General features: G+C 64.7%; 26 protein-coding genes. 12 read left to right on the plus strand and 14 right to left on the minus strand.

All coding sequences use genetic code 11. The annotated features are described in order from the left end of the window. Positions 1-115: 115 nt before the first annotated feature. From Q4S45_RS05615 to Q4S45_RS05630, 4 genes are all read right to left on the minus strand, one after another. Positions 116-784 (minus strand): TorF family putative porin, encoded by a 669-nt coding sequence (locus Q4S45_RS05615; protein ID WP_305509934.1) that lies wholly within the window; start codon positions 782-784, stop codon positions 116-118. Further along, complete coding sequence (locus Q4S45_RS05620; protein ID WP_305509936.1) at positions 745-1,962, minus strand: S8 family serine peptidase; 1,218 nt, start codon at positions 1,960-1,962, stop codon at positions 745-747. Before Q4S45_RS05620 ends, Q4S45_RS05615 begins: the two co-directional genes overlap by 40 nt. Positions 1,963-2,147: 185 nt before the next feature. Continuing rightward, positions 2,148-2,756, minus strand: coding sequence for a zf-HC2 domain-containing protein (locus Q4S45_RS05625; protein WP_305509937.1), 609 nt, complete (start codon positions 2,754-2,756; stop codon positions 2,148-2,150). Beyond that, positions 2,753-3,313, minus strand: coding sequence for an RNA polymerase sigma factor (locus Q4S45_RS05630; RefSeq protein ID WP_305509939.1), 561 nt, complete (start codon positions 3,311-3,313; stop codon positions 2,753-2,755). The genes Q4S45_RS05625 and Q4S45_RS05630 overlap by 4 nt, the downstream gene beginning before the upstream one ends. Positions 3,314-3,531: 218 nt before the next feature. On the opposite strand from Q4S45_RS05630, the gene Q4S45_RS05635 reads away from it, so the two are divergent. Then, complete coding sequence (locus Q4S45_RS05635) at positions 3,532-3,705, plus strand: hypothetical protein (RefSeq protein WP_305509941.1); 174 nt, start codon at positions 3,532-3,534, stop codon at positions 3,703-3,705. 47 nt (positions 3,706-3,752) lie between these two features. Here Q4S45_RS05635 and Q4S45_RS05640 read toward each other — a convergent pair whose 3' ends face one another. The 5 genes from Q4S45_RS05640 to Q4S45_RS05660 form a co-directional block, all read right to left on the minus strand. Beyond that, the gene (locus Q4S45_RS05640) at positions 3,753-4,001 is read right to left on the minus strand and encodes a DUF3297 family protein (protein ID WP_305509942.1); all 249 of its coding nucleotides are present in this window, start codon (positions 3,999-4,001) and stop codon (positions 3,753-3,755) included. 26 nt (positions 4,002-4,027) lie between these two features. Beyond that, the gene (locus Q4S45_RS05645) at positions 4,028-4,441 is read right to left on the minus strand and encodes a GFA family protein (protein ID WP_305509943.1); all 414 of its coding nucleotides are present in this window, start codon (positions 4,439-4,441) and stop codon (positions 4,028-4,030) included. 18 nt (positions 4,442-4,459) lie between these two features. Then, positions 4,460-4,873 (minus strand): nuclear transport factor 2 family protein, encoded by a 414-nt coding sequence (locus Q4S45_RS05650; RefSeq protein ID WP_305509945.1) that lies wholly within the window; start codon positions 4,871-4,873, stop codon positions 4,460-4,462. A 158-nt stretch (positions 4,874-5,031) separates the two neighbouring features. Further along, positions 5,032-6,426, minus strand: coding sequence for a DEAD/DEAH box helicase (locus Q4S45_RS05655; protein ID WP_305509946.1), 1,395 nt, complete (start codon positions 6,424-6,426; stop codon positions 5,032-5,034). 387 nt (positions 6,427-6,813) lie between these two features. After that, on the minus strand, positions 6,814-8,196 hold the full coding sequence (locus Q4S45_RS05660; RefSeq protein WP_305509947.1) for a transglycosylase SLT domain-containing protein: 1,383 nt from the start codon (positions 8,194-8,196) through the stop codon (positions 6,814-6,816). 478 nt (positions 8,197-8,674) lie between these two features. On the opposite strand from Q4S45_RS05660, the gene Q4S45_RS05665 reads away from it, so the two are divergent. Both Q4S45_RS05665 and Q4S45_RS05670 read left to right on the plus strand, forming a co-directional pair. After that, positions 8,675-9,244 carry a DUF1415 domain-containing protein gene (locus Q4S45_RS05665; protein ID WP_305509949.1) on the plus strand — a complete coding sequence of 190 codons (570 nt, stop codon included), beginning with the start codon at positions 8,675-8,677 and terminating at the stop codon, positions 9,242-9,244. Continuing rightward, positions 9,225-9,443, plus strand: a complete 219-nt coding sequence (locus tag Q4S45_RS05670; RefSeq protein WP_305509951.1) for a DUF1289 domain-containing protein — start codon at positions 9,225-9,227, stop codon at positions 9,441-9,443. Before Q4S45_RS05665 ends, Q4S45_RS05670 begins: the two co-directional genes overlap by 20 nt. A 94-nt stretch (positions 9,444-9,537) precedes the next feature. Here Q4S45_RS05670 and Q4S45_RS05675 read toward each other — a convergent pair whose 3' ends face one another. Beyond that, the gene (locus Q4S45_RS05675; protein ID WP_305509953.1) at positions 9,538-10,044 is read right to left on the minus strand and encodes a DUF1993 family protein; all 507 of its coding nucleotides are present in this window, start codon (positions 10,042-10,044) and stop codon (positions 9,538-9,540) included. A gap of 232 nt (positions 10,045-10,276) precedes the next feature. Here Q4S45_RS05675 and Q4S45_RS05680 point away from each other — a divergent pair, with 232 nt between their 5' ends. Continuing rightward, positions 10,277-13,411, plus strand: a complete 3,135-nt coding sequence (locus tag Q4S45_RS05680; RefSeq protein ID WP_305509955.1) for an EAL domain-containing protein — start codon at positions 10,277-10,279, stop codon at positions 13,409-13,411. A 1-nt stretch (position 13,412) separates the two neighbouring features. Here Q4S45_RS05680 and Q4S45_RS05685 read toward each other — a convergent pair whose 3' ends face one another. Further along, a complete protein-coding gene (locus Q4S45_RS05685) occupies positions 13,413-13,841 on the minus strand; it encodes a thioredoxin family protein (protein ID WP_305509957.1) in 429 nt (142 codons plus the stop codon). Positions 13,842-14,009: 168 nt separating this feature from the next. Here Q4S45_RS05685 and tsaB point away from each other — a divergent pair, with 168 nt between their 5' ends. Genes tsaB through Q4S45_RS05705 form a run of 4 tightly spaced genes read left to right on the plus strand, consistent with a single transcriptional unit; the run spans position 14,010 to position 16,897 of the window. Beyond that, positions 14,010-14,696 carry a tRNA (adenosine(37)-N6)-threonylcarbamoyltransferase complex dimerization subunit type 1 TsaB gene (gene tsaB / locus Q4S45_RS05690; RefSeq protein WP_305509959.1) on the plus strand — a complete coding sequence of 229 codons (687 nt, stop codon included), beginning with the start codon at positions 14,010-14,012 and terminating at the stop codon, positions 14,694-14,696. Next, complete coding sequence (rimI, locus tag Q4S45_RS05695) at positions 14,693-15,148, plus strand: ribosomal protein S18-alanine N-acetyltransferase (RefSeq protein ID WP_305509961.1); 456 nt, start codon at positions 14,693-14,695, stop codon at positions 15,146-15,148. Before tsaB ends, rimI begins: the two co-directional genes overlap by 4 nt. Next, positions 15,145-15,969 (plus strand): uracil-DNA glycosylase, encoded by an 825-nt coding sequence (locus Q4S45_RS05700; protein WP_305509963.1) that lies wholly within the window; start codon positions 15,145-15,147, stop codon positions 15,967-15,969. Before rimI ends, Q4S45_RS05700 begins: the two co-directional genes overlap by 4 nt. Next, entirely contained in the window at positions 15,953-16,897 is a 945-nt protein-coding gene (locus Q4S45_RS05705) for a DUF1853 family protein (RefSeq protein ID WP_305509965.1), read from the plus strand. Before Q4S45_RS05700 ends, Q4S45_RS05705 begins: the two co-directional genes overlap by 17 nt. Here Q4S45_RS05705 and lplT read toward each other — a convergent pair. Next, complete coding sequence (gene lplT, locus Q4S45_RS05710; RefSeq protein ID WP_305509967.1) at positions 16,894-18,156, minus strand: lysophospholipid transporter LplT; 1,263 nt, start codon at positions 18,154-18,156, stop codon at positions 16,894-16,896. The two genes, Q4S45_RS05705 and lplT, sit on opposite strands and share 4 nt — an antisense overlap. A gap of 129 nt (positions 18,157-18,285) precedes the next feature. Between lplT and alr the strand changes: the two genes are divergently transcribed. The 4 genes from alr (at position 18,286) to Q4S45_RS05730 (ending at position 21,587) form a co-directional block, all read left to right on the plus strand. After that, on the plus strand, positions 18,286-19,392 hold the full coding sequence (gene alr / locus Q4S45_RS05715) for an alanine racemase (RefSeq protein WP_305509968.1): 1,107 nt from the start codon (positions 18,286-18,288) through the stop codon (positions 19,390-19,392). Between the two features lie 104 nt (positions 19,393-19,496). Beyond that, entirely contained in the window at positions 19,497-20,873 is a 1,377-nt protein-coding gene (gene radA / locus Q4S45_RS05720; protein WP_305509970.1) for a DNA repair protein RadA, read from the plus strand. Between the two features lie 60 nt (positions 20,874-20,933). Beyond that, positions 20,934-21,254: a PilZ domain-containing protein gene (locus Q4S45_RS05725; protein ID WP_305509972.1), complete on the plus strand. Its 321-nt coding sequence runs from the start codon at positions 20,934-20,936 to the stop codon at positions 21,252-21,254. A 39-nt stretch (positions 21,255-21,293) separates the two neighbouring features. Beyond that, positions 21,294-21,587, plus strand: a complete 294-nt coding sequence (locus Q4S45_RS05730) for a GIY-YIG nuclease family protein (protein ID WP_305509973.1) — start codon at positions 21,294-21,296, stop codon at positions 21,585-21,587. Positions 21,588-22,204: 617 nt separating this feature from the next. Here Q4S45_RS05730 and sixA read toward each other — a convergent pair. Together sixA and ppk1 are read right to left on the minus strand one after the other, a co-directional pair. Beyond that, positions 22,205-22,663 (minus strand): phosphohistidine phosphatase SixA, encoded by a 459-nt coding sequence (gene sixA, locus Q4S45_RS05735; RefSeq protein ID WP_305509974.1) that lies wholly within the window; start codon positions 22,661-22,663, stop codon positions 22,205-22,207. A 22-nt stretch (positions 22,664-22,685) separates the two neighbouring features. Next, positions 22,686-24,776, minus strand: a complete 2,091-nt coding sequence (gene ppk1, locus Q4S45_RS05740) for a polyphosphate kinase 1 (protein ID WP_305509990.1) — start codon at positions 24,774-24,776, stop codon at positions 22,686-22,688. Positions 24,777-24,887: the final 111 nt, after the last annotated feature.

Raw genomic sequence — 24,887 nt, forward strand, 5'->3', positions numbered from 1 at the left:
TTGCGGCTGGAGGTTCAATCGGGCAGGGGGTCTGGTCCTGCGGACCTGACCCCATTTTGAACTTGCGGCTATATCGAAGATGGGGTCAGGTCCGCGGGACCAGACCCCCTCCTGCTCAGAACGAATAGGAGGCGCTGAGCGCAATCGAGCGCGGCGAACGCAGCGCGCCGATACTGGTGCGGTGCAGCCACGCCAGCTGCACATTGATGTCGCCGATGTCGGCGCCGATTGCCAGCCGAAGGTCGTAGCGGTCGGGGCTTCCGCGGCCGCGCAGCACCCCCGCGTGGCCGATCAGCTTGAACCGTTCGCGCAAGGGATAAAACCCGTTCAGCTCCGCGTAGGCGCTGCGCCCGCCATAGCCGTAGTAGGCCGGCGAAAAATAGACGCGCGCCGCCAGGTGGTCGGTCATCACGCCCGCATATACTTCGCGATAGTTGTATTCCGCCGCGTTCAGGAAAGCGGTGCTGCTGGCGCCTGCCTCCCAGGCCAGGCCCGAGCGCACGCGCCACGCGTAGCCGCCGTAAGCGGCCAGCGAGGTCACGCCCGAACGCTCGCCCAGCACCAGCCGCGGCGCGGCATAGGCGCCGGCGTACCAGCCCTCTGCGCCATCCCACGCCAGCCCGACTTGCGGCGCGGGCCGGCCGTCGCTTAAGGACACGCCGCGTACGCTGTATTCCGATGTCAGCGCCACGGTGGCGCTGGTTTGCGCGTGCGCCGCCGGCGCCATGCAGCAAAGGATGGCGGCTAGGGTGTACTGACTTTCATCGCGGCGATTGAGGTACATGAACAAACGCATGCTCCGGTAATGCGCGCGATGCTCGCGCATGCGTCGATGTTACCAGCTTGCGCCGACGCGCCGGTCGATATGGCTGCGGTGTGTGCGGTGAGGATGTCGCGCCGCAGTTGCGCCGGCGAAGCGCCGGGCTGCAGCTGCGTCAGCAACGCCGCCAGGCCGCTGACGTGCGCCGCGGCGTACGACGGCCCGCTGACGAAACTCCAGCGCGCACCCGGCGCGGTCGTCGGGATGTCGGCGCCCGGCGCGCGCAGCGGCCCGGCCGTTGCGGACACGGCGATCACGCCGGGCCATGACGCGGGAAAGCCGCCGTCCGGACGTCCCGGATCGACGGCGCCGACCACCGCCATGCCGCGCGCCGCGGCGGCGTCGAGCAGGGCGCCCAGCAACTGGTCGGGCGGGCCGGTCAGGCTCAGGTTGACGATGTGGGCGCCATTCATGATCGCGAAATTGATCGCCTTGGCCAGCGTGAAGCTGTTGCAGCGCGTGGCGCCTGCGCCGTCGGGCCAGCAGGCGCGCAGGGCGAGCACGCGCGCATCCGGCGCCACCCCGGCGATGCCGACGCCGTTGCCGGCGCGCGCCGCGATGATGCCGGCGACGGCGGTGCCGTGGGCCTCGGCGCCATCGGGCGAGCCATCGACAAAATTCTCGCGCAGCTGGAACTGTCCGGCCAGGTCGGGGTGGGCGCCGTCGATGCCGCTGTCGATCACCGCGACGCGCACGTTGCGGCCGGTGCTGGCCTTGTGCAGTTCGTTCAGGTGCCAGTATTTGGCGGCCGGCTGCACCGGGTACAGGGGATCGCCCCCGTCCAGGCCGCGGAAGGTTTGCATCGTCTGCGCCCACATCACGCGCGGGTCGCGCGCGAGCGCCTGCACGGTGGGCTCGAGCGGGGCGTCGCCGGTTTGCTCCATGACGAAGCAGTCGACGCCGATCACCGGCATCGGCCAGTCGTCGACCAGCCTCAGGCCGTGGCTTTGCGCCAGTTCCTGGGCGCTGCGGCGGCGCGCGGCACGGCCGCTGTCGTTGGGGTAGCGGCCGGCGTAGGCGGCGTCGGGATGGTAGTGCTGGGGCGGCAGGCGCAGCATCACCAGCACCTGGCGCGAGGCCGCGGCTTCGGGCTGAGAATCCGCGGGGGCGGGGAGCGGGCTGGCTAACAGCACGGCCAGCATCAGCCGCCACACCAGGGTCTGACCCCGCGGGTCAGACCCGAACGACAAGAGGCGCCGGCAAATGGCCACAAGCCGTCGTACCTGCGAAGGCAGGTACCCGTGCTGAGCGGGCAGCAAGGTGGGAGCATCATCAGCATGGGTACCTGCCTTCGCAGGTACGACAATCTTGTCAGTCAATCGCGATTTCACGGGTGATCTCCGGCGGTCAGCGGCTGCGCCAGCGTCACGGCCGGCTCCGCGCGCAGGCGCTTGATGGCAGCCGCCGTTTTCGTTGCGGGCAGCGCGAGGACATACGCGTCGGTCACGGTGGGCCCGTCCACCACGCGCGCATTGTTCGCCTGCAGGATGCGGCGGATTTCGCGTTCCGGCGTGTCGGGCCGGAAGGTGACGACGACGCTGCCCGACGGCGGCGCGGCGCCGAGCGCGCGGTAGTCCGTGTCGGCCGCAGGCCGCAACAGCAGCAGCGACAATGCCGCGATCACGGCCAGCTGTGCGCCGGCGGCCCAGCGCAGCCAGGCATCGTTGGCCGCGACGGCATTGCGCCAGCGCGCCAGCATGCCGACCCGCGGCGCCTGTGCACCGAGGCGTGGCAGCAGCGCGGCCAGTGCGCGGTCGGCGTCGCAGCCGCTGGCCGGCGGCGCCGACGCGGCGCGCAACTGGCGCTGCCACGCCAGGTCGGCCTGGCATTGCGCGCAGCCGGCGACGTGCTGTTCGACGGCGGCCAGGTCGGCGTCGTCCAGGGTGCCGGCCAGCAGCCAGGGCAGCATGGGCTGGGCGTATTGGTGCGTCGTCATGATCCTTCCTCCAGTTGGTCCGCCAGCAGCTTCCTGAGTCGGCGGCGCGCGTGGAACATCCGCGTCTTTACCGTATTGACAGGGCAATCCATCACGGCGGCGATGTCGGCGTAGCCCATGTCGTGGTGATAGGTCAGCTGCACCACGGCGCGCTGGGCCGGCGGCAAATCCTCCAGCGCGGCGCCGATTGCGCGCTGCAGGCGGTGCTGGTCCAGTTCGTGCACCGGGTCGAAGCAGATGTCGCCCTCGAACTGGTCGGGATCGGTGTCGACCGGATCGTCGAGTCCCTTGATCGCCTTGCACGCCTTGCGGTAGGCGATCGCGAAAATCCAGGTCGAGACCTTGCAGCTGCCATCGTAGCTGTGCGCCTTTTGCCAGACCACCAGCATCGTGTCGTTGACGATTTCCTCGATCAGCGGCACGCTGCGCGTCATGCCGTTCAGGAAGCGGGTCAGGCGCGGAAAATAGCCGCGGTACAGGCGCTCGAATGCCTGCCGGTCGCCGGCGGCCACCTGGCCGACCAGCCGGGCGTCGCTCGCATCCACGCTGCCGTGCATTGCCGATTCCTCCCTCGTCAGCCGTTAATGCCTTGAAGATGCCGTGAGGTTCAATGAATTAGAGTATGCACCACCGCGGTGAAATTTAACGCTTTGTGTGCGCCATCCCACTTACCGAAGCGAGCAGATCAGGCATCCTGTTTGCACTTGGTAGCGCGCCACCTTTCGCGGGAAAATCGCGCTACTATTCACCAGCAACGAACTATTTGAGAGTCGCCATGCCACGTAACGAATCTGCAACCTCTAACGTCCGCGATTCCCGCATCGAGCGCGAAGTCGAACGCGAACGTCAGGAACACATGATGAACCAGGACGCCAAGGCGCACCTGGAGGAGGACGAGCGCCACAAGGATGCGCGCGAGACGACCTACTCGTCGAAGGTGCGGCGCTGAAAATAAAAAACGGCTACCGAGGTAGCCGTTTTTGATGGTCGGGCGGATTACTTGTAAAACGCTTCGACTTTGCCTTTCAGTTTGATCAGCATGGGCTTGCCCTTGCGGTCGAGCGTCTTGCCGGCGCTGACCTTGATCCAGCCTTCGCTGAGGCAATATTCGTCGACGTCGAAGCGCTCCTTGTCGTTGAACTTGATGCCAATGTCGTGCTGGAACACGTCGCGGTCGTGGAAAGGGCTGCTCGGGTCGATGGACAGCCGGTCAGGCAATGGGGGGAGGGTGGTGGTATCGGTCATGGCAGAATTATCCACGAAGATCGGCTTCAGGACAACGGTGTTCGGGCGCGGTCGGCTGGGTGATTGACGCCGTCCTCCGTCGGGATGTCGCCCAAATCGAACGGATTCACGCCTTCCAGGCAGCCCACGTTATAGCCAAACTGGTCCGGATGGGAGCGCCGCTGGTGGTGCGTGTAGATGCCGCATACCTGGCAGAAATAGTGCTTCGCGGCGCCTGTATTGAACTGATATAACTTCAGTTGCTCCTCTCCGCGGATGATGCGCAGGCCCGCCAGGGGAACGGAGGCGACGATCGCGCCTTTCCGGCGGCAAATCGAACAGTCGCAGCGGCGCGGATTGACGATTCCGTCCGGCAGCGTCAACTCAAGCTCCACAGCGCCGCAATGACAGCTTGCCTTGTGCCTGGCCAGGATTTCTGTCGGTCCCACTTTCCTGATCATGGGTTCGCTCCTGCCCAGTCAGCTGCGATCGATGATGCGCGAGATTTTCCCGCCATCGAACGAAAATTCCGATTGCCCTTGCAGGTCCATCACCGTGCCGGCCTTGGGACCGCCGGGGATGTCGGCCGCAAGCCGGCCGCGATAAGCAATCTGCGCTATCACGGCGCCGTCATTGGGCTCCAGGGCGGTGATGCGTTGCTCGCGCTCGGAGAAAAGATTCCTGGCGTGTTCCGCGAGTTTCCGGAATTCGTCGATTCCATCGGCCGTAGCGGTCAGCTTGCCGTCCGAATAATTCTCGAACCGTACTTCCGGAGACAACAGCGTCAGCATGCCGTCGATGTCGAAGGCGTTGTAGGCAGTTAAGTACCGGTCGATCAGGTCTTGAGGGCTCGATGCGGGCATGTGCGTGCGAAAAGTGGTGGCGGTTCCCATGTTATCGCAGAGCGGACGCCAAAAAGACGCGCTTTGTAACATGCTCACGGCGCTGACAAAAACGGGGTCAGGTCCGCAGGACCAGACCCCCATCGTACTGCGCAGCGCGAAAAAAAACGGCTGCCGAAGCAGCCGTTTCTCATTAACGCGTGGACCGATTAACGATCGCCGTACGAGCGGCGGGCGCCGTCGGCCGAACGCGGGTTCGAACCCTTGTAGCCGCCGCCTTCGCCGCTGCGCGGTGCGTTCGGCTTGCTGAAGGTGCGCTGGCCCGGCTTGGCTGCCGAACGGTTGTCGCCCGGCTTCCAGCTGCCTGGACGCGATGCCGAACGCGGCGCCGAGGCGCTGCGCTTAGGCTCGAAACCTTCGATCGCCGACACCGGGATCAGCTGCTTGGTGAAGCGCTCGATGCGCTTGACGTTCATGCTTTCGGCGTGATTGACCAGCGACACTGCCTGGCCATTGCGGCCGGCGCGGCCGGTGCGGCCAATGCGGTGCACGTAGTCCTCAGGGAACTTCGGCAGGTCGTAGTTGAACACGTGGGTGATGTTCGGCACGTCGATACCGCGCGCGGCAACGTCGGTGGCAACGAGCACCTTGACCTGGCCGCGGCGCAGGCTGTCGAGGGTACGGTTGCGGGCGCCCTGGTGCATGTCGCCATGCAGCGCGGCAGCCGAGAAACCGGCGATGTTCAGGCGGTCGGCGATGGTGTCGGCGTCACGCTTGGTGGCGGTAAACACCACGGCCTGGTCGAGCGACTCGTCGCGCAGCAGGTGATCGAGCAGGCGGTTCTTGTGCGACAGGTCGTCGACGAAGTGCACGCGCTGGGTGATGTTGTCGTGACGCGACTGCGAGCTGGTGATCTGGATGATCATCGGGTCGGTGGTGATGCGGCGCGCCATGTTGCCGACCATGCCGTCGAGCGTGGCCGAGAACAGCATCGTCTGGCGGTGGGCCGGCGTCGCTGCAATGATCTTCTCGATGTCGTCGATGAAGCCCATGTCGAGCATGCGGTCCGCTTCGTCGAGCACCAGCACTTCCAGTTCCGAGAAATCGATCTTGCCCGATTCCATGTGGTCGATCAGGCGGCCCGGGGTCGCGACCAGGATTTCCGGATTGCGCGACAGCAGTTGCATCTGCTTCGGGTAAGGCATGCCGCCCAGGATCGAGACGGCCTTGATGCGGCGGATGCCGGTGCCGTATTTTTCGGTCGCGGCGGTCACTTGCAGGGCCAGTTCGCGGGTCGGGGTCAGCACCAGCATTTTTGGCTGTGCGGCTTTAAAACGTGGACGCTCGCCGCGGGCGCGCGCCGATTGCGCTTCCTGGGCTGCGGTCTTGCCGGCCGGCGATTGCTCGGCGACGGCGAATTTGTGCAGGGCCGGCAGCATGAATGCCGCGGTCTTGCCGGAACCGGTCTGCGACGAGACCAGCAGGTCGCGGCCTTCGATGGCGGCTGGCACGGCTTGCGCCTGGACTGGCGTTGGCACGGTGTAGCCGGCTTCGGTAACTGCTTTGACGATGGACGCGTGGAGGCCTAAGGCTTCAAAACTCATTGTTTTCTTTTCTTTCGGTATAGTTCAGCACCCGAGCAAATGCGCCGGACGCAAAATAGCAACGCCAACCAACAAACGAAATGACTCAGAAATGAAAGAAATTTCGGCACAAAAGCTTTGCGCCGGGACGGTGTCAGGTGCGACACACAAGGCGGGAGGGCTTTAAGGGCTATCTGAAAGATATACCCTGGCTTGCGAAGCTGCTAGTTTTACTTCTTCTGTAACTGCTTTAACTGCCAACGCAACAGCTTGGTTGCGAATCGTATTGCAGCGCACAAACCACACTATACAGTAGTTTCACTGTGCGCGTAAGGATATCTGGGATTTTAAATGCGGCGACGCGCAAAATGGGATCCGGTCCGCAGGACCAGACCCCGGCGTGCATTGTTAGCCGTTGTGCTTGCGGCGGTTCTGCTTGTCGGCCACCATCGTCTTGCCGCTCTTGCCGCCGACCTTGCTCTTGATCGCGGCGACCGCTTCGGCGGCGCGCACTTTCAGCTTCTGGGCGCCGCTCATCTGGCGGCCGTTGCGGCCGCGCTTGCCGCTGCCGTCGGCTTCGAACGCGACCACGGCGTTGTCGACGATCTGCTCGGCGATGTCGTTGTTGGTGGACGTTGAAATGCGCGGCACCAGGATCGTGGAGCCGGCCTTCAGGTGGGTCTGCGCAGGGATGTTGTTGGCCTGGCGGATAACTTCTGGCGTGGTGCGGAAACGCGAAGCCAGGCTGGCGATGCTTTCCTTGGCACTGGAAATCTTGTGCGTGGTCCAGGACGACAGCGCGTGGCTCCAGTTCGCCAGGTTGGCGGTGAACTTGGCCGCATTCTCCTTCGGCAGCAGGATCTTGGTCTGCTCGTCGCCGGTGATGACCGGGCGGTTGAACTGCGGGTTGAGCGCCTTGAACTCGTCGATCGACATCTCGGCCAGCTGGGCCGCGACGGTCAGGTCGATGTCGCTGGTCTTGTCGACGGCGGTGAAATAGGCCTCGTTGCTGATCGGCGGCAGGCTGACGGCGTACTGGGCCGGATTGGCGATGATGTTCTTCACCGCCTGCAGCTTCGGCACGTAGTTGCGCGTCTCGGCCGGCATCAGCTCGGCCAGGCTTTCGAAATCGGTCGGCTTGCCCAGCGACTGGTTCTTCTTGATCGCTTTCTGGACGTTGCCTTCACCCCAGTTGTAGGCCGCCAGCGCCAGTTGCCAGTCGCCGAACATACCGTACAGCTTTTGCAGGTAGGAGAGGGCGGCATCGGTCGAGGCCAACACGCCGCGGCGCTCGTCTTTGAACAGGTTCTGCTTCAGGTTAAAATCTTTGCCGGTGCCCGGCACGAACTGCCACATGCCGGCGGCGTTGGCGCTCGAGTTCGCTTGCGGGTTGAAAGCCGACTCGATGATCGGCAGCAGCGCCAGCTCGGTCGGCATGCCGCGCTTTTCCAGCTCGGTGACGACGTGGAACAGGTAGCGCGACGCGCGCGCCGAGGTGCGCGCGATGTAGTCGGGGCGGGTGCTGTACCAGGTGACGTGCTTGGCCACCAGCGCGTTGTCGACGTCGGGAATGGCGTAGCCGGCGCGGATGCGGGCCCACAGGTCGGCTTCCTTGTAGTCATCGGCCTTGATGGCAGGGGCGGGCTGGGCCAGCGGCGCGGTGCGCGGCGCCGCGGTGCTAAATGCCTGCGACTGGACAGTCGCGGCGACATCGTTCGCGTGGCTGATGGCGGGTGCGAGCATGAATACCAGTGCTGCCAGCGATGCGGTGTTGCGGGTCATTTTTTGCATGGGCTTCCATTGTGGCGTCCGGTGAACTGGACTGACGATGAATGAGAAGGGAGTGTACGGACCACTTATCTGCTGAGTCAAGCGTTAAAACCGTTCAGTTACCAAATTTATTGACAACATTTTGGGCCAAAAAGTTCAATTTTGAATACGGAATTTGAGCGGGGTATGCGGTATATCTAACGATTTTCCGCCATGCACGACTGTCATTGTTTTAGCATACTGGTGGGAGTATGTAAGCGATCTCAGCAATAGCCCCTGTCGGCGTTTCGGGCGAGTATGCCTTTCGACAAGACTTGCAGGGTGGAAAAGAGGCTAATACCAGATTGTCCACACAGTTGCATTTTCGGTTAGGCAATTCCCTTGACCCAAAACATTGCCAATAGTTCATTTTTGCAAGGTGAATTAGGCCGCCGGGGCGCCGGTGCCGTACAATTTGGATGGCGCGCGCCGCGCCTTACTAATTAGTGAAAGCATCGCCATGAGTACCGCCAACCTGAACGCCGACGACGACCAGATCATCGCCGCCACCGAAAACTGGCTGGAGAAGGCCGTCATCGGGCTGAATTTGTGCCCGTTCGCCAAAGCCGTGCACGTCAAGAAGCAGGTGCGTTACGTCGTCTCCAGCGCCACCACGCCGGAAGCGCTGCTCGAACAGCTGATGAACGAGCTGCAGCTGCTGTCGGACACCGATGCGGAAAAGGTCGACACCACCTTGCTGATCCACCCGTTCGTGCTGGAAGACTTCCTCGACTTCAACGAGTTCCTCGATGTGGCCGACGCGGCGGTGGAGGACATGCAGCTGGACGGCGAGCTGCAGATCGCCAGCTTCCATCCGCAGTACCAGTTTGCCGACACGGACGTCAACGACATCACCAATTACACCAACCGGGCGCCGTACCCGATCCTCCAGCTGCTGCGCGAGGAAAGCATCGACCGCGCGGTCGAGGCCTTCCCGGAGGCGGAGGAAATCTTCGAAAAGAATATCGAAACGATGGAAAAGCTGGGTTACGACGGATGGGATGCGCTCGATGTCGGTCCTGCCAAATAACGCGCCGGCGGGCGAGGAAGTGCAGGAGCGGCCGGACACGCCCTGCGTGGCCGTCTGCTCGACCACGTTCGACGACGTGTGCCGTGGCTGCGGGCGCACGGTGGCCGAGGTCGCGCACTGGGTGTCGATGAGCGACCTGCAGAAGGAGCTGGTGTGGCAGCGGATCCTTGCGCAGGGTTATCCGAAGCGGAACGGCTGAAAACAAAATGGGGACAGGTCCGCAGGACCAGCCCCCGTAGCGCCGAAGTTGGGGACTGGTCCTGCGGACCTGTCCCCATTTTCACTTTCGCGGCTTAAAAGCTGCCGATGAAGTCCTTCTTGCCGATCTCGACGCCGTTGTGGCGCAGGATGTCGTAGGCGGTGGTCGCATGGAAGTAGAAATGCGGCAGCGCGTAGTGAATCAGATAAGTCTGCCCCTTCCACTGCTTGGCCTTCTCGCCCGAACCGGTGGTGATGTCGCGCCCAGCGCTCGCTTCGATGCCGTCCTGCGGCACGCTGGCGATGAATTCCAGCGTCTTCGCGATGCGCGCCTTCAGTTCGCCGAACGTCTGCTCGTTGTCCTCGAACTTCGGCACCTCCACGCCGCCCAGCCGCGCCGCGGCGCCCTTGGCAAAATCGGCCGCGATCTGCACCTGGCGGATGAACGGGAACATGTCCGGGAACAGCCGCGCCTGCAGCAGCGCCGCCGGCTCGATCTTCTTTTCGGTCGCGTGCGCCTCGGCCTTGTCGATGATCGCCGACAGGCTGGTCAGGATTTGCTTGAATACCGGCGCCGATGCCGAGTACATGGAAAACGTCATGATGGGTCCCCTTTATTAAAGTGCTGCGATCATAGCAAGCCCGGCCAATTCCTGCTCGCCGCCGCGCCGGGCCAGTCTGTCGCGTGTTCACCACCCCAAAGCGCATTTTCGTGACGTAGGCCAATTTTTGACTGATAATTACATCTGGGCAATTTTCTGCTAGCGACACTCTTTCCTTGATAAGGCCCGGGCCGGCGCCCGGACGATGTTTACATGTATGAACTGCAACTGAATGCGTAAGGTAGCCTTGCGCGACGTGCGCGCCAAACTGGGCAATCTGTACGGGCTGTCGATCTACGGCGCATTGCTGCTGGTGGTCATCGGCGGCCTGGTGCTGCCCGCCACCGTCGGTAGCTACCTGCTGATCGGGGTGCAGGAGCAACAGTCGGCGCGCACCGCGCTCAACGACGCGCTGCAGCGCAACGCCGACATCCTGGCTCTGGGCATGCAGGAGTCGCTGTGGAACATGAACGCCGAATCGGCCCGCTCGCTCGGCCAGTCGGTCATGCGCGACCCGTCCGTGCTGCACATCCTCGTCACTGGCCAGGCCGACACCGAATTCATGAACATCCGCGCCGCCGAGCCGCAGGCGGGCAAGATCTATCGCGCCGAGCGCGAGATCGTGGTGCGCGGCGAGCGCATCGGCCGGGTGCTAGTCGAGATGGACGACGCCCGCAGCCAGCAGGAACTGCGCGGCAAGCAGTCGAACTACGCCTTCGTGCTGGCCAGCCAGTTGGCCATTTCGCTGATCCTGATCGTGCTGTTCCTGAACAAGCGCCTGCTTTCGCCGCTGCGCACCCTGATGAATTTCTCCGATCGCCTGTCGCACGGCGACTTCGAGACCCCGGTCGGCCTGCGCGGGCGCGACGAGCTGGGGCGCCTTGGGAGCCAGATGGAGCAGATGCGGGTCGCGATCCGCCACCTGTTCGAAGACATTGGTCAGCGCGAGGAACGCTTCCGCACCATCGTGACGCAGGTGCCGGGCGCGGTGTTCCGCGTGCGTCCCGGCGGGGCGATCGAATTCGTCAGCGACGCCATCGAGGACATCTGCGGCTTCTCGGCGGCGCAGCTGATGCGCTCGACCACCGACGCCTGGTCCGACCTGATCTTCCCGGAAGACCGCCGCATGCATCGGCGCCTGGTGAGCGAGGCGATCGCCTCGGGCCGGCCCTACGAAATCGAATACCGCATCGTCGACGCCTTCGGCACCGAGCGCTGGGTCTCGGAGAACGGCCAGCCGCAGCTCGACGAGGGCGGCGGCGCGCTGTGGGTGGACGGCATCCTGTCCGACATCAGCGAACGCAAGCACAACGAGATGCGCATCGAAGGCCTGCTGGCCGAGCAGAGCGCGATCCTCGACAACGTGATGTTCGGCGTGATGTTCGTGCGCCACCGGCGCGTGGTGTCGGCCAACCGCCGCTGCGAGGAGCTGTTCGGCTACACCAACGGCCAGCTGACGGGCGGCTCGACCGCGATGGTGTTCCCGTCGGACGAAGCGTTCGCCGATGCCGGCCAGGCCCAGTACGCGGTGCTGGCCGACGGCAAGTACGTCACCGAGGAGCGCCAGTACCGGCGCCGCGACGGCAGCATGTTCTGGTGCCTGGTCAGCGGCTACGCGCTCGACCCTCTGCGTCCCCACGAGGGCAGCATCTGGGTGTTCGCCGATGTCACCGAGCGCAAGCTGGCCGAGGAGAAGCTGCGCCTGTCGGCCACCGTGCTCGAACACATCGCCGACGGCGTGATGGTGATCGACGGCGCCGGCCACATCGTCGCGATCAACCCGGCCTTCACCCAGATCACCGGCTACACCGAAAGCGAAGCGCTGGGCCAGGATTCGAGCCTGACCCGCTCCGGGCGCCACGAGGTCTCGTACTACAAGCGCTTGTGGGAAGAGCTGATCGAACACGGCTTCTGGCGCGGCGAGATCTGGAACATGCGCAAGAACGGCGAGGAATACCTCGAGTGGCTCACGGTGTCCGCGGTGCGCGACAACCAGGGCGTGACCACCCATTACGTGGCCGTGTTCAGCGACATCACCAAGGTCAAGGAATCGCAGGACAAGCTCGATCACCTGGCCCACCACGATCCGCTCACCGCGCTGCCGAACCGCCTGCTGTTCCACGACCGCCTGCAGCACGCCTTGCTGCGTGCCGGCCGCGACGAGGAACAGCTGGCGATCCTGTTCATCGACCTTGACCGCTTCAAGAACGTCAACGACACGCTCGGCCACCACGTCGGCGACGAACTTCTGCAGCAGGTGGCGCGTGCGCTGACCGAGCAGCTGCGCGAAGGCGACACGCTGGCCCGGCTGGGCGGCGACGAATTCATCGTGCTGCTCGAGAACGTCGAAAGCCAGGCCAGCGCCGGCCACGTGGCCGAAAAGCTGGTGGCGATGTTCGAGCAGCCGTTCATGGTGTCGGACTACGAGCTGTTCGTCACCGGCAGCGTGGGCATCAGCGTGTATCCGAACGACGCCACCGACCTGAACATGCTGATCCGGAACGCCGACGTGGCGATGTACCAGGCCAAGGCGCGCGGCCGCAACGGCTATCAGTTCTACGCGCCGTCGATGACGGGCGAGGGCGTCGAGCGCCTGCGCCTGGAGACCATGCTGCGCCGTTCGATCGAGAAGAACGAGATCTTCCTGAACTACCAGCCGCAGGTGGAAATCGACAGCGGCCGCCTGATCGGGGTCGAGGCGCTGGTGCGCTGGGATAATCCGGAGCTGGGGCTGGTGGCGCCGGCGCGCTTCATCCCGCTGGCCGAGGACACGGGATTCATCAACCAGCTTGGCAAGTGGGTGCTGTACGAGGCGTGCCGCCAGATGATCCGCTGGCAGGAGGCTGGCCTTTACGTGCCGAAGATCGCGGTCAACCTGTCGGTCAAGCAGTTCGAGCGCGGCAGCATCGTCGGCATGGTGGCCGACATCCTGAAGGAGACCGGCCTGGCGCCGCATCGCCTGCAGCTGGAAGTGACGGAGTCGGTCATCATGAACACGGGCGACGCGCTGGTGTTCATCAACGACCTGCACGCGATCGGAGTGGGGCTGGCGATCGACGATTTCGGCACTGGCTACTCGTCGCTGGCCTACCTGAAGCAGATGCCGGTGCAGACGCTGAAGATCGACCGCAGCTTCATCAAGGACATCTCGACCGACGCCAACGACGAGGCGATCGCGATCGCCATCATCCAGCTTGGCAAGAGCCTGCATCTGTCGGTGATCGCCGAAGGGGTGGAGACCGCAGCCCAGGCGGCCTTCCTGCTGCGCCACGGCTGCAACCTGGCGCAGGGTTACATGTACAGCCACCCCGAGCCGGCGCTGGTGGTGCTGGAACGGTGGCGCGAAGCCGCGGTCGTGGTGGAGTAGCTTACTTTTCGGCCGCGGCCAGTAGCGTGCGCAGGTTGCAGTCGCGCTGCCAGTTGCGGCGCTCCTCGGTGCTGCCGGCCAGCCTTTTCAGCTCGTCCTCGCTGTGCGCCAGCTGCGCCGCCAGCAGCCGTTCGGCCAGGATGGCGTCGGGCAGCGTGGTGCCGAAGAACGTGACGGTGTCGCCGCGCTGGATCAGCAGGGTAGGGAAATTTTCGACATCGAGTTCGCCGACCACGTCGGCCTGGTCTTCGATGTCGATCCAGACAAACTGCTGGTTCGGGTGGCGCGCGGCCAGCTGTTCGAACGCGTCGCGGTACGAGCTGCAGGTGCCGCACCAGCCGGCGCACAGGCAGGCAACGGTCCAGCGGTCGCTGGCGAGCGTTTCGGCGACGGCGCCGCGAGTGTCTTGATTGAGGGTGATGCTGTGCATGAGCGGCATTTTACATCGGACGCCAGTCTCTGGTTCGTCGTTCCCGCGCAGGCAGGAACCCATGCCGACTTCGCGCAGCCGACTCAGCTCACCCTCGGCATAGGTTCCTGCCTACGCAGGAAGTCGATTTCGCCAATGGCGGGATCGACAAGCAGGTAAAATACGGGGATGTCTATCATTCTCGCCATTGAAACCTCGTCCGAACTGGCGTCCTGCGCGCTGCTGAACGGCGAACAGCTGATTTCGCGCTCCTCGTCCGGCGTGCGCACCCATTCCCAGTCCATCCTGCCGATGGTGCAGGAGCTGCTGGCCGAAGCGGGCATCGCGCTGCGCGACTGCGACGCGATCGCCTTCGGCTCTGGCCCCGGCTCGTTTACCGGCGTGCGCACCGCCTGCGGCATCGCCCAGGGCCTGGCGTTCGGCGCCGGCCTGCCGGTCATCCCAGTCGTCACCCTCGAGGCGATGGCCCAGTCGTGCCGCGAGCGCACCGGCGCCGCAGACGTGCTGGCCGTGCTCGACGCGCGCATGGGCGAAGTCTATTGGGCGCAGTACCGCTACGCCGACGGCTGGCAGGTGGTGGCGCCGCCCGCGCTGTGCGCACCACAGGACGTGGCGCCGCCATCGCCGGCCACCGCCTGCGGCAACGGCTTTTCCGCCTATCCCGAAGCCTTCTCCATCGAAGCGCTCACCGAGATCATGCCGCACGCCGGCGCCGTCGCGCAGCTGGCGGCGGTCGAACTGGCCGCCGGGCGCACCGTGTCGCCGGCCGACGCACAGCCGCTCTACCTGCGCAACAAGATCGCCTTCACCAGCGCCGAGCGCCAGGCCATCAACGCCGCCAAGGCCGCCGCATGACGTTCGACGGGCTCGATTACGCGCCGATGCAGCTGGCCGATGTCGATGAAGTATTCGCCGTCGAACGCGAGGTCTATCCGCATCCCTGGACGCGCGGGAATTTCGTCGACTCGCTCGCTTCGGGCTACAGCGCGTGGACCTTGCGCGACGAAGGCCGGCTGGCCGGCTACTTCCTGCTGATGGCCGCCGTCGACGAAGCGCACCTTCTGAACGTGTCGGTGGCGGCGCAGCGCCAGGGCCAGGGCATCGGCCGCTACCTGCTCGACAAGGTGGTTGCCTGCGCGCGCGGCCTGGGCGCCGAATCGGTGTTGCTCGAAGTGCGGCCGTCCAACGAGCGCGCGCTGAAGGTCTACCTGCGCTACGGATTCGTCGAAATCGGCCGCCGCAAGGCCTACTACCCGGCCCACAACGGCCAACGCGAGGACGCCATCGTGATGAGGTTCACCTTATGAGCATTTCGGACCGCGACACCGCCTTCCTTTCCGAGATGGGCATCGGCCCGCTGTGGCAACTGCGCGCGGCCCCGCAGCCCGTCGAAGCCGAGGCGCCCGTCGCCGAGGAACCGGTAGCCAAAGCCCCCGAACCGGCAGCGGCGCCGTACCAGGCAATGCCGTCGCCTGCGCCGGCCCCCGGCAGCAAGATCGATCCCGCATGGGGCGACTCGGCGCCGCCGCCAGCGGCGACACCGGAAGAAATCGCGCAGATGGACTGGCGGGCGCTCAATGCCGCCATCGCCGACTGCGCACGCTGCGGCTGCAAGGACGGCAGGAAGCCGGTCTTGGGCAACGGCGCGCGCGCGGCGATCTGGATGGTCGCCGCCGGCGCCTCGACCGCGGCCGACGAACAGGAACGCCAGCCGCTGGCCGGCGAGCCGGGCAAGCTGCTGGCGAACATGCTGGCGGCGGTACAGCTGTCGCGCGACGAAAACGTCTACGTCACCAACCTGGTCAAGTGCCGGCCCGCCACCGCCAGCGGGGGCGATCGCGCGCCGACGGCCGACGAAGTGGCGGCCTGCCGTCCCTTCGTCCTGCGCGAACTGGCGCTGTGCGGCGCCGGCGCCGTGCTGACGCTGGGCCAGATCGCCGCCAACGGCTTGCTCGGCAAGCCGCTGCAGGAGCCGCTGGCCGGCTCGCGCGGCAGCGTGCATGAATTGAATGGCGTGCCGCTGGTGGCGACCCTGCATCCCGGCGAACTGCTGCGCCGCGGCGCCGACAAGGCGCTGGCCTGGGCCGACCTGTGCCTGGCGAAATCCAGCCATGGCCGCCCCGGCTGAGACCTGCCAGGCGCTGTTCGCGCGGCGCTGGGGCCACCTCGTGCGCCCGCGCGTGCGGGCGCTGGCGTGGCTGCTCGACTCGCCCGGCCTGCTCGATCCCGACGACCCCCACTGGCAAGGCAAGATCTGCGTTCCGCCGCCGGTGACGCCGCAGGTGGCCGACTGGCTGGCGCGGCTGGACGCCGATCCGTCCGAGCTCGACGCCGCGCTGGGCGACCGTAACTACACCCGGCTCGGGCTGTACGCCGAAAAGCTGATGGCCTTCTACTACCAGCAGCACGGCCGTCTGGTCGCCCACGGCCTGCAGGTGCGCGCCGCCCGCAACGACACCGTCGGCGAGTTCGACTTCCTGCTCGACGCCGGCCCGCAAGGCGTCGAGCATATCGAGTTCGCCACCAAGTTCTACCTGCTCGAAGGGACGGCGGCCTCGCGCTTCGACACCTTCGTAGGCCCCAACCTGGCCGACAGCCTGGGCGCCAAGATGCGCAAGATCGTCGAGAAGCAGCTGGCGCTGGCCGCACACCCGGCGGCGCAAGCGCTGCTGCCGCGGCCCGTGCTGTGCGCGCAGGCGCTGGTGAAGGGATGGCTGTTCTATCCGGCCGCGGGCGGCGATCCGATGGCGGGCATCGGCAGCGCGCATTGCAGAGGATTCTGGTGCGCGCTGGCCGACGCCGGCGCCCTGCAGGCGGACGCCTGGGTGGTTCTGCCGCGGCTCGAATGGCTGGCGCCATATCGCGGCACGGCCGAGCCGATGAGCGGGGAGCAGATGCGGCAGGCGATCGCCGCGCAGTTCGAAGTCACGCGCTCCCCGGTACTGGTGGCGGCGGTGAAGCGGGAGGAGGGCGTGCTGGTGGAAACCGCGCGCGGCTTCATCGTCCCGGACGACTGGCGCGCACGCGCGGCGCGGCGCCAGGCCGATATCGCTTAGTGTTTGTGCTCGCCGATCAGCGCGAGCGAGTCGTGTTCCAACTGGTTGGCGGCGTGCTTGCGCTTGATCAGCCACATCGTGCCGGCCACCGAGAACCCGAACAGCACGATGATCACGTTCAGCTCCAGGTTCAGCGAAATCATGATCGCGTACACCGCCAGCATGGTCAGGATCGACAGGTTCTCGTTGAAGTTTTGCACCGCGATCGAGTGGCCGGCGCTCATCAGGACGTGGCCGCGGTGCTGCAGCAGCGCGTTCATCGGCACCACGAAAAAGCCCGACAGCACGCCGATCAGGATCAGCAGCGGGTAGGCCAGCGCCACCGAATGCACCAGCGTCATGCCCATCACGATGATGCCCATCGCGATGCCGAGCGGGATCACGGTCAGCGATTTCTTCAGCGGGACCAGACGCGCCGACGCGGCTGCGCCGAGCGCGATGCCGACCGCCACGACGCCGACCAGGCTGGTGGCTTTCTCGTACGGCATGTGCAGCGACTTCTCGGCCCATTTCAGCACGATCAGCTGCAAGGTGGCGCCGGCGCCCCAGAACAGCGTCGTCACGGCCAGCGAAATCTGGCCCAGCTTGTCCTTCCACAGCGTCGCCGAGCAGTTCGCGAAGTCGGCGACCATCTTGATCGGGTTGCGTTCCTGGCGCTCGTAGCTGGCGCCGGTGAGCGGGATGCGCAGGTTGAACAGCGTGGCAAGCACGTAGATGCCGATCACCACGCACAGCGCCGCTTCCGTCGGCGTGTCGATGCCGGTGTCGATCAACGGGAAATCGAAGCCGAGCAGGTAGGCCGAAGTGCGCGATGCGACCAGCGTGCCGCCCATCACGGTGCCGAGGATGATCGAGGTGACGGTCAGGCCTTCGATCCAGCCGTTGGCCGCGACCAGTTTTTCGGGCGGCAGCAGTTCGGTCAGGATGCCGTACTTGGCCGGCGAATACACCGCGGCGCCGAAGCCGACCACGGCGTAGGCCAGCAGCGGATGGACGTGGACGAAAATCAGCAGGCAGCCGAACACCTTGATCAGATTGGCGATGAACATCACGCGGCCCTTCGGCAGCGCGTCGGCGAAGGCGCCCACGAAAGCGGCCAGCAGCACGTAGAACAGGACGAACGACAGCTTCAGGAGCGGCGTGAGCGACGCCGGCGCTTTCATGGCGGTCAGCAGGTCGATCGCCACAAAGAACAGGGCGTTATCGGCCAGCGACGAAAAAAACTGCGCCGCCATGATGGTGTAGAAACCACGATTCATTCGTAAATATCAATAGTCTGGTCTGGGTTGCTTTATACCATGAACGGTCGTGAACCCAAAGAAATCACCGGTGCAGGTGAGGCCGCGTCCGGTAAAATACGCGCTTCACGAACACAATATATTTCTCCCATGCCAAGGCCGCTCAGCGCAACCATCCATCTCGACTCCATGCGCCACAACCTGGCCCGCGCACGCAGCTGTGCGCCGGGATCGAAAATCTGGGGCGTGGTCAAGGCCAACGCCTACGGCCACGGCCTCGAACGCGGCATGCGCGGCTTTGCCGACGCCGACGGGCTGGCCCTGATCGAGACCGAAAACGCGGTGCGCCTGCGCGAACTGGGCTGGACGCGGCCGGTCCTGCTGCTCGAAGGCATCTTCGAGGCGGCCGACGTGGCGCTGCTGGGCGAGTACGGCTTCAACAGTGCGGTGCACTGCATCGAGCAGGTCAAGATGCTCGAGTACACCAAGCTGTTCAGCCCGATCGACGTGCATCTTAAAATGAACACCGGCATGAACCGCCTCGGCTTCAAGCCGGACGAGTATGCCGCCGCCTACGCCCGCCTGCGCGCGATCCCCGGCATTCGCAACATCACCCTGATGACCCATTTCGCCAATGCCGACGAGCTGGAGCACCCGCGCCTGACGGTGCACGAGCAGGTGCGCCGCTTCCAGCAGGGCGCGCAGGGACTGGCGGGGGAGCGCAGCCTGTCCAATTCGGGCGGCGTGCTGCAGCAGGCGCTGCTCTCGGCCGAGCTGTCCAACGACTGGGTGCGCCCGGGGATCATGCTGTACGGCGGCACGCCGGGCGGCAAGACCGCCGCAGAATACAAGCTGCGCCCGACGATGACGCTGGCGTCGTCCATCATTGGCATCCAGCACCTGACGGCGGGCGACACGGTCGGCTACGGCAGCAGCTTCCAGGCGACGGGGCCGATGACGGTGGGCGTGGTCGCGTGCGGCTATGCGGACGGCTACCCGCGTTCGGCGCCGCATGGCACGCCGGTGCTGGTGGACGGCGTGCGCACCACGCTGGTCGGGCGGGTGTCGATGGACATGATGACGGTGGACCTGACGCCGATCCCGAATGCGCGGGTCGGCAGCAAGGTGGTGCTGTGGGGCGACGGGCTGCCGATCGACGATGTGGCCGCGTCGGCCGGCACTATCGGCTATGAGCTGATGTGCGCGCTGGCGCCGCGGGTGCGGGTGCTCGAAGGGGCGCTCGGCCAGCTGGCATAGAGTCGTTCCTGCGAAGACAGGAACCCATGCTGAGCGTGTTCAGTATAGGCTCCTGCTTTCGCAGGAGCGACGGTTTTAAAGCTAACAATTAAAGCATACGCTCCATGGCAAAACCAAAAACGAATTACACCTGCAGCGACTGCGGCGGCGTCAGCTCCAAGTGGACCGGCCAGTGCACCGCCTGCCACCAGTGGAACACGCTGGTCGAAACCGTGGTCGAGGCCCCGGGCCTGAACCGCCTGTCGAATCCCGTTCACCGCAGCCTGGCGCAAACGGCGCCGGTGCTGTCGCTGGCCGACATCGAGGCGGTCGACGTGCCGCGCTTCGGCACCGGCATCGAGGAATTCGACCGCGTGCTGGGCGGCGGCCTGGTGGCCGGCGGCGTGGTGCTGATCGGCGGCGATCCCGGCATCGGCAAATCGACCCTGCTGCTGCAGGCGCTGGCCAACATGTCGCGCACCAAGAGCACGCTATATGTGAGCGGCGAGGAGTCCGGCGCCCAGATCGCCCTGCGCGCGCGCCGGCTGGCGGTGGAGGCGACCGAGCTGAAACTGCAGGCCGAGATCCAGCTGGAGAAAATCCTCGGCACCCTGGCCGACCTGAAGCCGGAAGTGGCGGTGATCGACTCGATCCAGACCCTGTATTCGGACGCCCTCAGTTCGGCGCCTGGCTCGGTGGCCCAGGTGCGCGAATGCGCGGCGCAGCTGACCCGCGTCGCCAAGCAGACCGGCGTGACCATCATCCTGGTCGGCCACGTGACGAAGGAGGGCGCGCTGGCCGGCCCGCGCGTGCTCGAACACATCGTCGACACCGTCCTTTATTTCGAAGGCGACACGCAGTCGAGCTTCCGCCTGGTGCGGGCCATCAAGAACCGCTTCGGCGCCGTCAACGAACTGGGCGTGTTCGCGATGAGCGAGAAGGGCCTGAAGGGCGTGTCGAATCCCTCGGCGCTGTTCCTGTCGAGCCACGACAGCGCGGTGCCGGGATCGTGCGTGATGGTGACCCAGGAAGGCACGCGCCCGCTGCTGGTCGAGATCCAGGCGCTGGTCGACACCAGCCATCTGCCGAACGCGCGCCGGCTGTCGGTCGGCCTCGAGCAGAACCGGCTGGCGATGCTGCTGGCCGTGCTGCACCGTCACGCCGGCATCGCCGCGTTCGACCAGGACGTGTTCATCAACGCGGTCGGCGGGGTGAAGATTACCGAGCCGGCGGCCGACCTGGCGGTGCTGTTGGCGATTAACTCGTCGATGCGCAACAAGCCGCTGCCGCGCGGACTGGTGGTGTTCGGCGAGGTCGGCCTGGCCGGCGAAATCCGCCCGGCGCCGCGCGGCCAGGAGCGCCTGCGCGAAGCGGCCAAGCTGGGCTTCTCGACGGCGCTGATCCCGAAATCGAACGCGCCCAAGCAAAAGATCGAGGGCATGACGATCATCGCGGTCGAACGCATCGACGAAGCGTTCAACAAGCTGCGCGAACTCGATTGATGCTGCACGGCAACTTCTCTATAATGCGCAGTTCGAAGAACGAGCATTTCTGGATGGGCCGTGTTGATTGAACAAAGAAATTCCCCGCGCCGCGTATTGAAGACGCGCGCCGTCGCCGTGTTCACCGGCGTGGCGCCGATCACCGCGCGCACGATCGACGTCAGCGGCAATGGCATTTCGCTCAGTTTCAACCGGCAGATTCCGACGGGGCTCGAGTGCGACCTGACGTTCGACCTGTTTTTGGACGGCCAGATAAAGGAAATCAGGACGCGCTCGAAAGTGATGCACTGCGTGTTCAGCAATGGCGAGTACAAGGTCGGATTCCAGTTCCTGAACCTGGAGCTATCGGCGATGACCTTGCTGGCGAAGTTCTTGCGGTAGGTCTGCTCTCGCCGCGCCGGTGTGCGCCATCATCGACCGATGGCCAGGACCGGATATGTCTACATTCTTGCAAGTTCGCGATACGGCACGCTCTACACGGGCGTGACGTCGAATCTGGCTGGGAGGATGTGGCAGCATCGGAACCACCTGGTCGAGGGGTTCACCAGCACATACGAGGTGAGCAAGCTGGTCTGGTACGAAGTGCATGAAGAGATCTATCAGGCGATCACTCGGGAAAAACAAATCAAGGCGTGGAAGCGGACGTGGAAGATCAACATGGTGCATGCATTCAACCCGCAATGGCGCGATCTGTTTGACGAGATCGCCGGCTAGGGAAGCTCAGCATGGGTTCCTGCCTTCGCAGGAACGACAGTCAAAAGCGCACCGATAACGCCGAGACCGTCATTCCTGCGCAGGCAGGAATCCATGCTGGCGCTGATTGGCCGCAGCATTTTGCACGCTCAGCATAGGTTCCTGCCTGCGCAGGAACGACACTCAAGCGAGCACCGACATCCTCAAGACCGTCATTCCTGCGCAGGCAGGAATCCATGCTGACGCTGATTGGCCGCAGCATTTTGCACGCTCAGCATAGGTTCCTGCCTGCGCAGGAACGACAGTCAAAACCGCACCGATAACGCCGAGACCGTCATTCCTGCGAAGGCAGGAATCCATGCTGACTCAGCAGACGTTGCAGCCTGCGCAGGAACAACAGGCCAAAAAAACGGCGCCTCGGGCGCCGATTTAGATTGAGGCTCTATTCCTCATGATACCGGTCATGCAACCGGCCAGATCCACCACGTACCTCGGTGATGATTTCGTACACTACCAATCCCCCCATACCGGCAAGGATGGCCATTACCAGTAGATTTAACATAGTCTCTGTCGCCTCCCTCGTGATTACACCTTGAATCTAGCAGGTGCTGTCACCTTTACAAGGGATGTCGAGACAACTATTTTACAATCAGCTCCGGCGCCATCACCGCCTTCAGGTAGAAGCTGTCGGGGTCGTCCGCCTCTTTCTGCACGATCCACCAGGCATTCGCCTTTTTCATTTCCCAGTACGCTTCCTGGCCGCCCACCAGCAGTGCGGCCACTTGACCCAGCGTCGGCTGGTGCCCGACCACCATCACCGCTTCCTTGCCCTTGGGCCAGTTCACCGCGCGCAGCACGTCCTGCGCCGAGGCGCCCGGCCCGATCTCCTGCACCACCTTGTACTTGCGACCCAGCGGCTCGACCGTCTGCAAGGTGCGCAGGGCAGGGCTGACCAGGATCTTGCACCCTTCCGGCAACTGGCTGTCGAGCCATTCGGCCATGCGCCGCGCCTGCTTCTGTCCCTTCGCCGTCAACGGCCTTTGCAAGTCCGGTGAGCCTTCTTCCGCTTCCGCGTGACGCCACAAGATCAGGTCCATGCCATCCTCCGTTCGGTTGCGCCTAGCCGTCGATGCTGTTCTCCGCCGAGCCAAGCAATTCCATCAGATACCGCTGCGCCGAAAACTCCGTCTGCTTGCCGCGCGCGCGCCGCCGCTGGTAGCGCCCGTCCGGCTCCAGCTCCCACGCGTTCGAGTTGTCTTTGAGGTAGGGGTTCAATCCTTCCTCGATCACGCGTTTCTTTAGCCCCTTGTCCAGCACCGGGAACGCGACTTCGATGCGGCGGAACAGGTTGCGGCTCATCCAGTCGGCGCTGGCCAGGTGCACGTCGTGCGCCAGGTCGTTCCTGAAATAATAGATCCGGCTGTGCTCGAGGTAGCGCCCGATGATCGAGCGCACCTTGATGTTTTCCGACAGCCCCGGCACGCCCGGCCGCAAGGTGCAGGCGCCGCGCACGATCAGGTCGATCTTCACGCCGTCGTGCGAGGCCGCGTACAGCGCGCGGATCACCGATTCGTCCACCAGCGCATTGACCTTGGCGATGATGCGTCCCGGCCGGCCCGCGCGGGCGATGCGCGCCTCGTTGCGGATCGCCTTGATGATCTGCTCCTGCAGCGCGAACGGCGCGAGCCACAGGTGCGTCAGCTTGTGCGGCTTGGTCAGGCTGGTCAGATGGATGAACACCTCGTTAACCTCTTCGCCGATCTGCTGGTGCGCCGTCAGCAGCCCGAAGTCGGTGTACAGCCGCGTGGTGGTCAGGTGATAGTTGCCGGTGCCCAGATGGGAATAATATTGCAGGCCCTCGGCCTCGCGCCGGATCACCAGCGCCACCTTGGCGTGCGTCTTCAGGCCGACCACGCCGTACACCACTTGCGCGCCGGCTTCCTCCAGCTTGTCGGCCCAGTTGATGTTGGCCTCTTCGTCGAAGCGCGCCTTCAGCTCGACCACGACGATCACTTCCTTGCCCAGCTGCGCCGCCTTGATCAGCGCTTCCATCAGGTCCGAATCCATGCCGGTGCGGTAGATGGTCTGCTTGATCGCCACCACCTGCGGGTCGGTCGCGGCCACGCAGATGAAGTCGATCACGGTCTGGAACGACTGGAACGGATGGTGCAGCAGGATGTCGTTCTTGCGCATCTGCTCGAAAATGTCGAGGTTGGCGCTCTTTTGCGCCATGCCGGCGATGAACGGCGGGAAGCGCATCGACGGCTGCTGCACCAGGTCGATCATCTCGGCCAGGCGCACCAGGTTCACCGGGCCATCGACCGCGTACAGCCGGCTCGGCTCCAGGTTGAACTGGCCGAGCAGGAAATCGGACAGCTCGGGCGGGCAGTTCTTGGCCACTTCGAGCCGCACCGCAGTGCCGTACTGGCGCCCCTGCAGTTCGCCCTTGAGTGCCTGGCGCAGGTTTTTCACTTCGCCTTCGTCGACCCACAGGTCGCTGTCGCGGGTTATGCGAAATTGCGAATAAGCGATCACGTCGCGTCCGGTAAACATGTCCTCGACATGCGAGTGGATCACCGAGGACAGCAGGCAGAACAGCTGGCCGCCGCCTTTCGACAGATCATCCGGCAGCTGGATCACCCTTGGCAGCACCCGCGGCGCCTTCACGATGGCGATCGCGGTGCCGCGCCCGAACGCGTCCTTGCCCGACAGCGAGACGATGAAGTTCAGGCTCTTGTTGCTCACCTGCGGGAAGGGATGGGCCGGGTCGAGCCCGATCGGCGTGAGCAGGGGGCGCACCTCGCGCTCGAAATACTGCTTGACCCACGCGCGCTGCGCCTCGTTGCGGTCGGTGTGGCGCACCAGGTGCACGCCGCGCGCGCGCAGCTGCGGCAGCACTTCGGTGTTGAGGATGTCGTACTGCTGCCTGACCAGCGCGTGGCATTCCTTGCAGATGCGATCGAGCGTGGCGGCCAGCGATGGATCGGGATGCAGCGCGCCCTGCGCCAGCAGGCTGGCCACGCGCACCTCGAAAAATTCGTCGAGGTTGTTACTGACGATGCACAGGTAGCGCAGCCGCTCGAGCAGCGGAATGCGCTTGTCGTCGGCCTGGGCCAGCACGCGCCGGTTGAACATCAGCTGCGACAGTTCCCGGTCCAGGAAGATGGCGGCCTTGGGCGATTCGGCATGCAGCGCGGGTCGGGTGGTCATTGGGAGTCTGTAAATAATTGCAATTTATTACGACTTTATTCTAATTGGAAAATATGACAAGTGGGTGACCCGGCCGGCTCAATCGTGCGCCGGTCCCATAGCTCTGCCAGA

This window comes from Massilia sp. R2A-15, assembly GCF_030704305.1.
In the GTDB taxonomy this organism is placed as follows: domain Bacteria; phylum Pseudomonadota; class Gammaproteobacteria; order Burkholderiales; family Burkholderiaceae_D; genus JAFCUW01.

What these genes read in the sequence shown, in the direction of transcription:
- Q4S45_RS05640 (WP_305509942.1), bottom strand. Translation starts at nt 4,001, where the DNA reads ATGACCGATACCACCACCCTCCCCCCATTGCCTGACCGGCTGTCCATC.
- Q4S45_RS05630 (WP_305509939.1), bottom strand. Translation starts at nt 3,313, where the DNA reads ATGCACGGCAGCGTGGATGCGAGCGACGCCCGGCTGGTCGGCCAGGTG.
- Q4S45_RS05635 (WP_305509941.1), top strand. Translation starts at nt 3,532, where the DNA reads ATGCCACGTAACGAATCTGCAACCTCTAACGTCCGCGATTCCCGCATC.
- Q4S45_RS05650 (WP_305509945.1), bottom strand. Translation starts at nt 4,873, where the DNA reads ATGGGAACCGCCACCACTTTTCGCACGCACATGCCCGCATCGAGCCCT.
- Q4S45_RS05670 (WP_305509951.1), top strand. Translation starts at nt 9,225, where the DNA reads ATGTCGGTCCTGCCAAATAACGCGCCGGCGGGCGAGGAAGTGCAGGAG.
- Q4S45_RS05705 (WP_305509965.1), top strand. Translation starts at nt 15,953, where the DNA reads ATGGCCGCCCCGGCTGAGACCTGCCAGGCGCTGTTCGCGCGGCGCTGG.
- ppk1 (WP_305509990.1), bottom strand. Translation starts at nt 24,776, where the DNA reads ATGACCACCCGACCCGCGCTGCATGCCGAATCGCCCAAGGCCGCCATC.
- rimI (WP_305509961.1), top strand. Translation starts at nt 14,693, where the DNA reads ATGACGTTCGACGGGCTCGATTACGCGCCGATGCAGCTGGCCGATGTC.
- Q4S45_RS05730 (WP_305509973.1), top strand. Translation starts at nt 21,294, where the DNA reads ATGGCCAGGACCGGATATGTCTACATTCTTGCAAGTTCGCGATACGGC.
- alr (WP_305509968.1), top strand. Translation starts at nt 18,286, where the DNA reads ATGCCAAGGCCGCTCAGCGCAACCATCCATCTCGACTCCATGCGCCAC.
- Q4S45_RS05680 (WP_305509955.1), top strand. Translation starts at nt 10,277, where the DNA reads ATGCGTAAGGTAGCCTTGCGCGACGTGCGCGCCAAACTGGGCAATCTG.
- Q4S45_RS05620 (WP_305509936.1), bottom strand. Translation starts at nt 1,962, where the DNA reads ATGCTGGCCGTGCTGTTAGCCAGCCCGCTCCCCGCCCCCGCGGATTCT.
- Q4S45_RS05615 (WP_305509934.1), bottom strand. Translation starts at nt 784, where the DNA reads ATGTACCTCAATCGCCGCGATGAAAGTCAGTACACCCTAGCCGCCATC.
- Q4S45_RS05645 (WP_305509943.1), bottom strand. Translation starts at nt 4,441, where the DNA reads ATGATCAGGAAAGTGGGACCGACAGAAATCCTGGCCAGGCACAAGGCA.
- Q4S45_RS05665 (WP_305509949.1), top strand. Translation starts at nt 8,675, where the DNA reads ATGAGTACCGCCAACCTGAACGCCGACGACGACCAGATCATCGCCGCC.
- radA (WP_305509970.1), top strand. Translation starts at nt 19,497, where the DNA reads ATGGCAAAACCAAAAACGAATTACACCTGCAGCGACTGCGGCGGCGTC.
- Q4S45_RS05700 (WP_305509963.1), top strand. Translation starts at nt 15,145, where the DNA reads ATGAGCATTTCGGACCGCGACACCGCCTTCCTTTCCGAGATGGGCATC.
- sixA (WP_305509974.1), bottom strand. Translation starts at nt 22,663, where the DNA reads ATGGACCTGATCTTGTGGCGTCACGCGGAAGCGGAAGAAGGCTCACCG.
- lplT (WP_305509967.1), bottom strand. Translation starts at nt 18,156, where the DNA reads ATGAATCGTGGTTTCTACACCATCATGGCGGCGCAGTTTTTTTCGTCG.
- Q4S45_RS05660 (WP_305509947.1), bottom strand. Translation starts at nt 8,196, where the DNA reads ATGCAAAAAATGACCCGCAACACCGCATCGCTGGCAGCACTGGTATTC.
- Q4S45_RS05675 (WP_305509953.1), bottom strand. Translation starts at nt 10,044, where the DNA reads ATGACGTTTTCCATGTACTCGGCATCGGCGCCGGTATTCAAGCAAATC.
- Q4S45_RS05625 (WP_305509937.1), bottom strand. Translation starts at nt 2,756, where the DNA reads ATGACGACGCACCAATACGCCCAGCCCATGCTGCCCTGGCTGCTGGCC.
- tsaB (WP_305509959.1), top strand. Translation starts at nt 14,010, where the DNA reads ATGTCTATCATTCTCGCCATTGAAACCTCGTCCGAACTGGCGTCCTGC.
- Q4S45_RS05655 (WP_305509946.1), bottom strand. Translation starts at nt 6,426, where the DNA reads ATGAGTTTTGAAGCCTTAGGCCTCCACGCGTCCATCGTCAAAGCAGTT.
- Q4S45_RS05685 (WP_305509957.1), bottom strand. Translation starts at nt 13,841, where the DNA reads ATGCACAGCATCACCCTCAATCAAGACACTCGCGGCGCCGTCGCCGAA.